Genomic DNA, 11,940 nt, shown 5'->3' with positions numbered 1-11,940 from the left:
GCTGGCTTATTTCTCGGAGCTGGACACTTCTGTCACAACCTCTATTTATGTGTAGTCAATTGTGCCACTGATGAATCCTCTTCCCGCTCATGAATCTCCTTCGTATTATGGCGAACAAGCACAAAGTTTGCAAGAACAAGTAAGGATGTGGATAAGAAGACACCACGATAGCCGAACATGCTTGAAACACTTGAACCAATCAACGGACCAACGACATTTCCTGTTGCTTGGAAGGATTGATTGTAACTAAAGATTCTTCCGGCAGCTTGTGCGGGAGAGTATTTAGTGATCAAGGCTTGCACCGCTGGAAGGAGGCAAGCGTCGGAGATTCCGATCAAAAATCGTAGTCCTGCAAGTTGCCATACATTCGTTACGAAAGCCATTGGGATGTAAACGATCAAGGCAAAGCCTAAACCGATCGCTAAGATTCGTTCACTACCGATCTTATCACCTAAACGTCCGAAGCGAGGAGCGGCAATCAGTGTGGCAATCCCGGGAATAGAAGCAATGATCCCGCTGATCAACGTGACGTTGCCGTGTCCATGTAACAATTGACGGATATATAAACTAATGATCGGACTGATCGAATTGTTTGATGCTTGGATGATCATTGTCGTAATAAACATACCGATGACGACATGTGGATATTTCAGGTCACGGAAAATTTGTTTAGCAGAAACCAATTCACTTTTTTCTACGGGGACAAATTTTTCATGGACGAAAAATAAGCTGAGCAAGAAAACGAAGAACAAGATCGTCCCAGTGATAAAGAAGGTTGGACGATACCCAAAGGCAGAAGCAGAAAGTCCACCGAGTAGAGGACCAAGTAATGTTCCGGTCACAGAGCCAGTAGCCAAAGTGCCAAGTACTTGTCCACTTTTTTCTCTTGGGGTACCAGTGGCGACTAAAGCTGTTGCATTACTGATATAACCGGAAAAAATGCCTTGTAATAGTCGTAAAGCGACTAATTGATACACGCTTGTTACTAAACCCATCAAGGAAATCACTACCGCCATTCCTAAAGAGGCACGCAACAACATCAACTTCCGCCCTTTTTGATCGGCAAGGCGTCCCCACCATGGAGAAATCAAGGTAGTAACAAGGAAAGTGGAGGAGAAGGTCAATCCACTCCAGAAATTCAATTGTGCTGTACTGTAATTACCTAACGTATCTATGTAAAGTGACATAAAAGGCATCACTAGACTGAAACCTATTCCGGCCATAAATGTACCAAACCACAAAACCACTAGATTTTTTTCCCAAGGTTCTCTTTTTCTAAATACAGAATCCTTTAATCTTGAAACCACAGTAAAGCCTTCTTTCTGAAAATTTTCATCTACAATCATTTATTATAAACTACAATGTGTAGTTTATCAAGAAGAAGTCTTTTTTCTCTTCGTCTTTCGTGGTAAACTGAATAAGATTGAGTTTATTCCATAAGAGGGGAAATTAGATGAAAAAACGAACGCTGTCACAAGAAAAAATCATCGACTGCTTTCGAGAATTAGCAGAAGAGATGGCTGTACAGCAAATCACTTTTCAACATTTAGCTAAAGCATTGAATATCAAATCACCTTCGCTTTATAATCACTTCAAAAATATTCGGGAAGTAAAGACGGCGTTGACTGCGAAACTTTTAACGGAGCTGAATGATCAATTGCGCCGAGTGTTGGTAGGGAAAAGTAAGGGAGAAGCAATACAAGCGTATGCGCAAACCTATCAGTCTTTTGCATTTGAAAATCAGGCAGTCTATGAACTTCTGATCAGTGTGCCACATACCAATGAAGAAATTTTATTAGAAGGAATACATGAAACGAACCAAATCATTTTACAAATATTTGACGCTTTTTCCTTGTCAAAAGAAGAAAAAGTCCACCGTAGTCGAGAATTACGAAGCATGATCCATGGTTATCTTTCGTTGCGTTTCTTAGGATACTTTACCAATGAACCAAATGTTTCTCCAGAAGCAAGTTATGTCTGGATGATCGACGACTTTATAGCAACTTTACCAATAAAATAAAAGGCATCATTTAAATTAATTTTCTGAACATTCATAAAATGCCCCTTTTAAGCAAAATTTCTTGCAACTTTCTTGGAAAGTGACTAATATGTTTTTAAGATGACCTGAGAAAAGGAGCGCACGTATGTATCAAGTAATTACAATGTTCGGTGATAATGAGCCTTGGTGGTTCTTTGAAAATTGGCAAGAAGATATTCAAATGGAGGAAACTTTTGCCTCTTTTGAAGAAGCACAACAAAGTTATGAAGAAAAATGGCTAGCCATTAAAAACAATTATGAGTATATCCATGCCAAAACCAATTTTCTAAGTGCCTTTTGGAATGATGGGGATGAGCGCTGGTGTGAGGAATGTGATGATGACTTGCAGCAATATAAAGGACTTGCTCTGCTGAAGGATTATCAGCTGATCACCATGGAAAGCAGAAAGGATTTTTATGAAACAACTAATTCTAGCGGAAAAGCCAAGCGTTGCGAAAGACCTAAGCAAGGTGCTGGGTGCTAATCAAAAACACAAAAATTATTACGAAGGACCCAAGGTGATCGTGACTTGGGCCCTTGGTCATTTATTAGGTCTAAAGATGCCAGAGGATCTAAACAAAGAATGGCAAAGCTGGCAAATGGAAACTTTGCCGATGATTCCTAAAAAGTTAGGTATCAAGCCATTACCAAAAACAGGGCATCAATTGAAAGCAATCAAACAGTTAGCTAGTCGTAAGGATGTCTCAGAGGCCGTGATCGCTACAGATTCCGGACGTGAGGGCGAACTTGTTGCTCGCTGGATCTTAGAATATGTTCACTTCAATAAGCCAGTGAAACGTTTATGGATCTCTTCTCAAACGGACAAAGCGATCAAGACAGGATTCAACCAATTGAAACCAGCTAAAAGTTATGACGCACTCTATGAGTCTGCTTTAGCTAGAGCGAAAGCGGACTGGTTAGTCGGCTTGAATGTGACACGTGCGCTAACTGTGAAATACCAAGATAATTTATCAGCGGGTCGGGTGCAAACCCCAACCTTAGCTTTGGTGCGTAATCAGGAAAAGAAAATCGAATCGTTCCGACCACAAACGTATTTTACGATTTCGTTGACAGTCGGCAAGGAACAAGCAAAAATGGTCCAAAAAAATCAGTTTGCTTTGAAATCCCACGAAGAAGCCCAAGCATTTGTTAAAACACTGAGTCAAAGTAAGGGAACAGTGGTGAGTATTGAAGAAAAAACTAAGACAGAAAAAGCACCGTTGCCTTATGATTTGACGGAGATCCAACGAGAAGCGAATCAGCGCTATGGCTATTCAGCAAAGAAAACGTTAGGTCTCGTTCAAAGTTTATATGAAACGCATAAGATCGTGACGTATCCACGAACTGATAGTAAATATTTGACGAATGACATGAAAAGCACGATGAAAGAACGCCTTCAAGCTATCAGTGATTTTGCGCCAGAAGTCAAAACTTATTTAAAAAATGGGGCAGTCGTTCGCCAAACAAGCGTGTTCCAAGACAATAAAGTAACGGATCACCATGCTTTGTTACCGACGGAAAATCGTCCACGCTATGAAAAATTAAGCAATGAAGAACAAAAGATTTATCAAATGATCGTGACACGATTCTTAGGCTTGTTTGCAGAGCCACATAAAATCAGCCAAACGAAAATCACCGTTGTATTTGGGAACGAACAATTTGTTTTCCGCCAAAATCGTGTGTTGGAAGCAGGCTGGAAAAACACGGAGGAAAGTCATGTAGATTCTTTCGATTGGAAGAAAGACATGCGCATCCAACCTGACTTTACGATCAAGAAAGAATTGTCGGCACCGCCGAAACCTTTGACGGAAGCCAGTCTGTTAGGGTTGATGGAAAAACACAGTTTAGGAACACCGGCGACTCGTGCGGAGATCATTGAAAAGCTGATCAAATCCGAACTGATGGAACGCACACCGCAAGGCTTGCAAGTCTCACCAAAAGGCAAGCAATTGTTAGAGTTGGTCAATCCATCGCTTGTGACACCTGATTTAACGGAAAGCTGGGAAAAAGATTTAGAAGCGATTGCTCTTGGGAAAAAACAAGCGAATGTCTTTTTGCAATCGATCGAGAAGGAAACGAAGCGACTTGTTCAAGAAATCAAAACAAGTAAGCAACAGTATCAAGATTTTTCGATTACGCAAAAGAAATGTCCAGATTGTGGCTCGAATCTGCGTGAGAAGAACACAAAAGATGGAAAAATCTATGTTTGTACGAATCAAGATTGTAACTATCGCCGTCGCAAAGATCCGAAAGTCTCCAATCATCGTTGCCCGCAATGTCATCGCAAAATGGAAATCATTGAAGGCAAGAATGGGGCTTACTTCCGTTGTAAATTTGATGGGACGACAGAGAAAATGCTAGGGAAAAAAGAGCAGAAGAAAAAGATGACGAAACATGAAGAACGTCGCTTGATGAAGAAATATTCTCAAGCAGAAGAACCGGAAGAAAGCCCATTAGCTGCTGCCTTGAAAGCTGCAATGAAAGAGAATTAAGCTACAAGACTTCAAACCATGGCAGATGATTCACATGAGCGAGTAATCGTTCAAAATCTGCAAAGGGAAAAATGACAGTACTCGTATTGCTGTTTGGATGAAAGCCGACGGTATCTTTGCGGTCGATCGAGGAATCAATGACGACTTGGATCTCGTTTTCTAAATCGTTGACTAAGGCAAACGGATTGACGGTACCTGGTGGAACATGTAATAGACGTTTCACTTGTTCTTCTGAAACAAATGATAATCGTTTTTCTTTCAACTGTTCTGCCAACAATTTTAAGTCGGCTTGTTTTTCATCAGGCAAGACGACGAAATAAATTTGTTTGCCCTTCTTTGACTTGACTAAGAGATTTTTGACTTGTGGTCCTGGCAAAGAAAACGTGAGATTTTTGACGGAAGTGATTGCCGGATGGCTCACTTCTTGGTAATTGATTGCTAATCGATCAAGCAGGTCATAAGCTTCTTGTTTCGTGGCATCAGACATAAAAAACAAACCTCCATTCATTTTTTATTTATTTTAGCACAAAAAAGATTGACAAATAAAAATGAATCAGGTAAATTACTCATTAAGTTAAATAAAAGACATCGAAAAGAAGAGTAGCGATTAAGTGTTTGAAGAGAGTCTCTGGTTGGTGAGAAGAGACAATAACTGATTGTGAAACACATCTTGGAGTCGATTTTCTGAACAACCAGTAAGTAAATCCGGGAAGCCCGTTATAGCTGCGGTCGTTGTTAGACGACCAGATAAGGTTAGTTTTGCGAAAAACTAATAAAAAAAGGTGGAACCACGTATTTTACGTCCTTTGATCTTCGGATCAAAGGACTTTTTTTGTTTTTCATGTGGTTGGAAGGGACAGCTAACAATGTACCCCTTTAAAGAAAAGAGGAGGAAGAAAAATGAATGATTTATTAGAAGTGATGCCACAGTTGTTAGTAGGGGCGCTGACAACCTTAAAATTATTTGCCTTTACCTTGATTGGTTCTTTGCCGTTAGGAATTATTTTAGCTTTAGGGTTGTCGTTGCATTTTAAACCGATCCGTTATTTCTTACAGACGTATGTCTGGATCATGCGAGGAACACCGCTATTATTACAATTGATTTTCGTATTTTATGGCTTACCAACGATTGGGATCGTATTTGACCGCTTCGAAGCTGCCTTGATCGCATTCATTTTAAATTATGCTGCATACTTTGCAGAGATTTTCCGTGGCGGTATCCAGTCAATTCCTAAAGGGCAATATGAAGCAGCGCAAGTGTTACAGTTGAGTCCTTTCCAAACAGTGACAAGAATCATTATTCCGCAAGTAACAAAAATCGTTTTACCTTCTGTAGGGAATGAAGTCATCAATCTAGTGAAAGATTCTTCTTTGATTTATATCTTAGGTCTAGGAGATGTGATGCGCGCAGGAAAAATTGCGATGGAACGAGATGCTAGCTTGCTTCCACTACTTGGTGTTGCGTTGATCTACCTAGCATTGACAGGGATTTTGACGATCGTGTTGAAACAAATTGAAGAAAAATTAAATTATTACCGCTAAGAATCGAGGAGGGAACAGCGATGATTGAATTAAAAAATATTAGTAAATCATTTGGTGACAAACAAGTGATCAAAGATTTTAACTTAGTAATCCCAGAAGGACAAACATTGGCGATCGGCGGACCGTCTGGTGGCGGAAAAACAACGATGCTACGCATTTTAGCTGGATTGGAAAAAGCAGATAGTGGCGAGTTTTTCCTTGATGGTTCAAAATTCGACCCATTTGAATTGAAAACAGAAGAACAAGTTGTAGGAGTCGTATTTCAAGATTTTCAGCTTTTCCCACACTTGAGTATTTTTGACAATATTACGTTGGCGCCTAAAATGGTGTTGAAACAAAGCAAAGAAGAATACACGAAAAAAGCAGAAGAGTTAGCTGATTCATTAGGTATTCGTGATTTATTGGGAAATTATCCTTATCAGTTATCTGGGGGACAAAAACAACGGGTGGCAATTGCCCGTGCGTTGGCAATGAACCCGCGAGTATTAGCGTATGATGAACCAACGAGTGCGTTAGATCCAGAGTTACGTCAACAAGTAGAAAAATTGATTCTTACATTAAAAGAAGAAGGTGTGACACAAATCATCGTGACCCATGATTTAGTATTTGCTGAAAATGTTGGGGATCAATTGATCAAAGTTGTACCAAGTAAGTAAGAAAGCGGTGGGGAGAAAATGAAAAAATTCAGCTTTTTGATCCTATCTTTGATTGGTTTTTTCTTTTTAACTGGCTGCACGAACGAGCGGACAGCGACAGAAAGTTGGACAAGGATCAATCAAGAAAAAAAGATCATCGTGGGACTAGACGACAGTTTTGTACCAATGGGTTTTCGTGATAAAGATGGCAAACTGACAGGCTTTGATATTGATTTGGCAAAAGCTGTCTTTGATGAATATGGCATCACGGTTGAATTCCAGCCCATCGATTGGTCGATGAAAGAATTCGAATTGAATAATGGGACGATCGATTTGATCTGGAATGGTTATTCAAAAACACCGGAACGTGAAGAAAAAGTGTTGTTCACAAAACCATATATGAAAAATGATCAAGTACTGATCACACCTAAAGATTCTGGCATCACTAGCTTTGAACAAATGAAAGACAAAGTATTAGGCGCACAAAATGGCTCTTCTGGCTATGATATGTTTGTCAGACACCCAGAGATCTTGAAAGATTATGTAAAAAATCAAGATGCGGTCTTATACGCAAGTTTCAATGAAGCATTGATCGATTTGAAGAGTGGTCGTACAGATGGCGTCTTGATCGATAAAGTCTACGCAGAATACTTTTTGACCGTACGCGACGAATTAGATGATTTCAACGTGATCAAAGGGGAGTTTGACGGAGAAGATTTTGCTGTCGGTGCGCGAAAAAATGATGAACTACTCGTGAAGAAAATCAATGATGGCATCGCTGAATTGGTTGAAAACGGAGAGTTTAAAAAGATTTCAGAGAAATGGTTTGGCGAGGATGTCACACCAGAATAGGTGACAGGATGGCATGAGGCGCAAAATCATGGTGAAATCCGAAAAAGGGGGGACAGCATCTGCTGTGCTCTCTTTTTTTGCTATATGTCAGACTTATTTTTTAAATGACTAGACTTTTATGATGAAAAGTCGAAAATCTACTTGGTAATGAAAAGGGTTTCGTGTTATTCTAAAGAGGTAAAGATTGAACTAGGAAAGGAAGATGTTCATGGAACACCAAAAGTTAACGGCATTTCCTGATGATTTTCTTTGGGGATCTGCTTCAGCAGCCTATCAAGTAGAAGGCGCATGGCAAGAAGGCGGAAAAGGTGAGTCAGTTTGGGATCGCTTTGTCCGTATTCCAGGTAAGACATTTAAAGGAACGAATGGTGACCTAGCAGTAGATCACTACCATCGTTATAAAGAAGACATTGCCTTGATGAAAGAACAAGGTTTGAAAACGTATCGCTTCTCTGTGGCTTGGACGCGTATTTTTCCAAATGGCCGCGGGGAGATCAATCAAGAAGGTTTGGCTTTCTATATGGACTTGATTGATGAATTGATCAAAAACGACATTGAACCAATGTTGACATTGTATCATTGGGATTTACCACAAGCATTACAAGATGAATACCAAGGATGGGAATCTCGTCAAATCATCGAAGATTTTACGAACTATGCAAAAACGTTATTCGAAGCGTTTCGTGGCAAAGTCCATTATTGGGTGAGTTTGAACGAGCAAAATATTTTCACTTCACTAGGTTATTTATTAGCTGTACATCCTCCTGGAGTAACTGATCCAAAACGGATGTATCAGGTGAACCACATTGCAAACTTGGCAAATGCAGCTGTCATCAATGCCTTTCATGAAATGGACATGCCTGGGAAGATCGGACCAAGTTTTGCGTATACGCCAAACTATCCAATCGACAGCGATCCAAAAAACATTTTAGCGGCTGAAAATGCCGAAGATTTGATGGCTCATTATTGGATGGATGTGTACATGTGGGGCAAATATCCGATTGCTGCGATGAAATTCTTGGAAGAGCAAGGATGGGCACCAACGATCGAAGCGGGCGATGAGGAACTATTAGCTTCAGCAAAACCTGACTTTTTAGGGATCAACTACTATCAAACAGCAACGAATGCCTTTAATCCATTGGATGGCGTGGGTGCTGGTAAGATGAATACGACAGGTAAAAAAGGTTCATCAGAAGAAACAGGCGTACCTGGTATGTACAAAAAGGTCGAAAACCCATTTGTCGAACGTACGAATTGGGATTGGGAGATTGATCCAGAAGGGTTACGTGTTGCGTTGCGACGGATCACAAGCCGTTACCGTATTCCTGTTTTGATCACTGAGAACGGTTTAGGTGAATATGATAAATTGACCGAAGATAAAAAAATCCACGATGATTATCGTATCAATTACTTGGAAAGCCATGTAAAAGCAATCAAAGAAGCAATTTCAGATGGCGCAGAAGTCTTGGGCTATTGCACTTGGTCTTATACAGATCTGCTTAGCTGGTTGAATGGTTACCAAAAACGTTATGGCTTTGTATACGTGGATCAGGATGAAACACAAGAAGGCTCACTTGATCGCTACAAAAAAGATAGCTACTATTGGTACCAACAAGTGATTCGTGAAAATGGAGCAAATATTGGCGAGTAGCAGGTCATTTGAACCATTTCTTCATAAAAAATGAATAGCAAAAAAAGGAAGAGAGGACGTAGGTCCGGCTCTTCTTTTTTTGATAAAGAAAGAAAATCAGCAATCGGACAAACAAAACTTTTGTTCGCTTGCTTTTTTTTGTATAATGGAACTTGATGAAAAGAGGGATAAATCATGGCAAAGAAAAAACGTCCTGCTAAGAAGAAGAGAAAAACAAAAAAACAAAAACAGCAGCAGGAGCAAATGATTGCGATCGGTGTTGGCTTTGCTTTTATACTATTTGCCGTCTTTGGCTTTTTAAAACTTGGCTTTTTAGGCATTTTAGTGGCGAACGGCTTTCGCATAGTCGCTGGAAATACGTATCAGATCCTCTGTGTAGTATTAGCAGTTTTAGGATTTTGGATCATGGTCAAAAATAGAGAATTTACGATGGGCAAGAGTCGTCGTTGGTTGGGAGTAGGACTGTTTTATTTAGGTATCTTGCTCTTTTTACATGCCAACCTTTTTGGGAAATTGAACAGTGGTGAACCAAATATTATCGGAACGACTTGGGACCTGCTATCGGCAGATATTCGCCAAAGTCAAATCACCGCAAATGTCGGTGGAGGGATGTTAGGTGCATTTCTTTATAATTTGACGTTCTTTTTGATCGCTCAACCAGGTAGTTATTTTGTTGCTGTTTTACTGATTATTGGCGGAGCAACTTTGATCAGTAATATCGAAGGACATCAATTACTGGATGGCTTGCAGACCATGGGAGAGAAGTTCCAACAATTGTTGGAAGGAGATCCAGAGAAACAGGCACGTAAACAAGCAGTGAAAGAAGAACGACAAAAGCAACGCGCCGAAGCAAAAGAAGCCAAGCGACTTGCTGCGAAAGAAGCAGCAGAAGCTGAAATGGCGGAAATGGAACAAAAACAAGCGACTCGTCAAAATAATTTTGACGAACAAGCTTCAAATAGTTATGAAGAAAAGGAACCAGAACAATTGAGTTTTGTTCCCATCGATAGTTTTCAAGGGAATGTCCAGTCTCCTGTGATGGAACGTCCGACACAAGCAACAGCACAGCCGACAGAAACGCAGGAGCTATCAGAAGAAGAGCTCTTTGAAGATGATGGCACTGCACTAGAATTTGAGATCGAAGCAGAAGAAGAAAATCAAGCATACGAACTACCTTCAATCGATTTATTAGATTCGGCACAAACGGTAGACCAAAGTGACGAGTATAAGAAAATCGAGAAAAACATTGGCGTCCTAGAACAAACCTTCCAAAGTTTTGGTGTCGATGCAAAAGTCGTCAAAGCGAGTTTAGGACCTTCTGTGACGAAGTTTGAGATTCAACCGGCTGTCGGAGTAAAAGTAAGTAAGATCGTTAGTTTGACGGATGATATTGCTTTAGCTTTAGCTGCAAAAGATGTCCGGATGGAAGCGCCGATTCCTGGGAAATCATTGATTGGGATCGAAGTACCGAACAGCAAGATCAGTATGGTTTCCTTTAGAGAGATCATCGAAGCACAGCCGGATCATCCAGACAAACTATTGGAAGTACCATTAGGACGAGATGTTTCTGGTCGTGTCCAAACGGCTGATTTATCTAAAATGCCTCACTTGCTTGTTGCCGGATCGACTGGTAGTGGGAAGTCGGTCGCCATCAATGGGATCATCACAAGTATCTTGATGCGCGCAAAACCGCATGAAGTAAAATTGATGATGATCGATCCGAAAATGGTTGAGTTGAATATGTATAACGGCATCCCGCATTTATTGACGCCGGTCGTAACTAACCCAAGAAAAGCGGCGCAAGCATTACAAAAAGTCGTTCAGGAAATGGAAGAACGTTACGAGAAATTTGCTGCAACTGGTGTGAGAAATATCTCTGGGTACAATGAATTTGTTCAACAAAAAAATCTGGAAAATGGGACGAAACATCCAACCTTGCCGTTTATCGTCGTTATTGTCGATGAATTGGCGGATCTGATGATGGTCGCAAGTAACGAAGTTGAAGATGCGATCATTCGTTTAGCACAAATGGCTCGTGCCGCAGGAATCCATATGATCTTAGCGACACAACGCCCAAGTGTGGACGTTATCACTGGGATCATCAAAGCCAATGTTCCTTCCCGCATGGCGTTTGCTGTATCCAGCGGAACCGATTCACGGACGATCATTGATTCAAATGGTGCTGAAAAGCTCTTAGGACGAGGGGATATGCTCTTCTTGCCAATGGGTGAGAACAAACCGATCCGGGTCCAAGGCGCATTTATCTCCGATCATGAAGTCGAACGGGTGGTAAGCTTTGTAACGGATCAACAAGAAGCAAATTATGAAGAGAAAATGATGCCGACTGATGAAGTCGAATCAACGGGTTCAAACGAGCAACCACAAGATGAACTATTTGAAGAGGCAAAGGCATTAGTCATCGAAATGCAAACTGCAAGTATTTCCTTATTGCAGCGACGTTTCAGAATTGGTTACAATCGGGCAGCCCGTTTAGTCGATGAACTGGAAGCGCATGGAGTCGTAGGGCCTTCAGAAGGAAGTAAACCACGTAAAGTCTTTATCGAGCAGGTGGAAGAATCCATGGATCAGCCACTATCTGACAATCAGGAGATATAAATTAAAAGCAAGAAATCTTTTCTTATTGAATTGATTTTTTGCTTTTTTTTGTGTTTAGTTTAAAAAAATATCTAAGACTAAAAAAAAGAGGTAGTAACAGAACAATGATTATAA

10 protein-coding genes and 1 other annotated feature are annotated in these 11,940 nt (G+C 40.5%); of the genes, 8 read left to right on the top strand and 2 right to left on the bottom strand.

What is annotated here, in order from left to right; all coding sequences use genetic code 11:
- Positions 1 to 41: 41 nt before the first annotated feature.
- Entirely contained in the window at positions 42 to 1,307 is a 1,266-nt protein-coding gene (locus JZO83_RS05455; RefSeq protein WP_206857030.1) for a multidrug efflux MFS transporter, read from the bottom strand.
- Positions 1,308 to 1,453: 146 nt separating this feature from the next.
- Here JZO83_RS05455 and JZO83_RS05450 point away from each other — a divergent pair, with 146 nt between their 5' ends.
- The 3 genes from JZO83_RS05450 to JZO83_RS05440 all read left to right on the top strand — a co-directional run bounded on the left by JZO83_RS05450 (position 1,454) and on the right by JZO83_RS05440 (position 4,530).
- Positions 1,454 to 2,020 (top strand): TetR/AcrR family transcriptional regulator, encoded by a 567-nt coding sequence (locus JZO83_RS05450; RefSeq protein WP_206857031.1) that lies wholly within the window; start codon positions 1,454 to 1,456, stop codon positions 2,018 to 2,020.
- Positions 2,021 to 2,144: 124 nt separating this feature from the next.
- Positions 2,145 to 2,522 (top strand): DUF1033 family protein, encoded by a 378-nt coding sequence (locus JZO83_RS05445; protein ID WP_207115175.1) that lies wholly within the window; start codon positions 2,145 to 2,147, stop codon positions 2,520 to 2,522.
- Positions 2,455 to 4,530, top strand: coding sequence for a DNA topoisomerase III (locus tag JZO83_RS05440; protein ID WP_207115174.1), 2,076 nt, complete (start codon positions 2,455 to 2,457; stop codon positions 4,528 to 4,530). Before JZO83_RS05445 ends, JZO83_RS05440 begins: the two co-directional genes overlap by 68 nt.
- Before the next feature lies 1 nt (position 4,531).
- On the opposite strand, the gene JZO83_RS05435 is transcribed toward JZO83_RS05440, so the two are convergent.
- Positions 4,532 to 5,017, bottom strand: coding sequence for a prolyl-tRNA synthetase associated domain-containing protein (locus tag JZO83_RS05435; RefSeq protein WP_207115173.1), 486 nt, complete (start codon positions 5,015 to 5,017; stop codon positions 4,532 to 4,534).
- Between the two features lie 92 nt (positions 5,018 to 5,109).
- Positions 5,110 to 5,340: a binding site (T-box leader), on the top strand.
- Positions 5,341 to 5,430: 90 nt separating this feature from the next.
- Here JZO83_RS05435 and JZO83_RS05430 point away from each other — a divergent pair.
- From JZO83_RS05430 to JZO83_RS05410, 5 genes are all read left to right on the top strand, one after another.
- Positions 5,431 to 6,072: an amino acid ABC transporter permease gene (locus tag JZO83_RS05430; protein ID WP_206857035.1), complete on the top strand. Its 642-nt coding sequence runs from the start codon at positions 5,431 to 5,433 to the stop codon at positions 6,070 to 6,072.
- 20 nt (positions 6,073 to 6,092) lie between these two features.
- The gene (locus JZO83_RS05425; protein ID WP_207115172.1) at positions 6,093 to 6,728 is read left to right on the top strand and encodes an amino acid ABC transporter ATP-binding protein; all 636 of its coding nucleotides are present in this window, start codon (positions 6,093 to 6,095) and stop codon (positions 6,726 to 6,728) included.
- Positions 6,729 to 6,746: 18 nt separating this feature from the next.
- Positions 6,747 to 7,559 (top strand): amino acid ABC transporter substrate-binding protein, encoded by an 813-nt coding sequence (locus tag JZO83_RS05420; protein ID WP_206857037.1) that lies wholly within the window; start codon positions 6,747 to 6,749, stop codon positions 7,557 to 7,559.
- A 208-nt stretch (positions 7,560 to 7,767) separates the two neighbouring features.
- Positions 7,768 to 9,210, top strand: coding sequence for a glycoside hydrolase family 1 protein (locus JZO83_RS05415; RefSeq protein WP_207115171.1), 1,443 nt, complete (start codon positions 7,768 to 7,770; stop codon positions 9,208 to 9,210).
- Between the two features lie 174 nt (positions 9,211 to 9,384).
- Positions 9,385 to 11,826 (top strand): DNA translocase FtsK, encoded by a 2,442-nt coding sequence (locus JZO83_RS05410; protein WP_207115170.1) that lies wholly within the window; start codon positions 9,385 to 9,387, stop codon positions 11,824 to 11,826.
- Positions 11,827 to 11,940: the final 114 nt, after the last annotated feature.

Origin of the sequence: Enterococcus sp. DIV1298c (assembly GCF_017316315.1) — a bacterium.
Classification (GTDB): Bacteria; Bacillota; Bacilli; order Lactobacillales; family Enterococcaceae; genus Enterococcus_B; species Enterococcus_B mangumiae.
The sequence above is the reverse complement of the archived record's forward strand: the minus strand, read 5'-3'. Positions and strand labels throughout refer to the sequence as shown.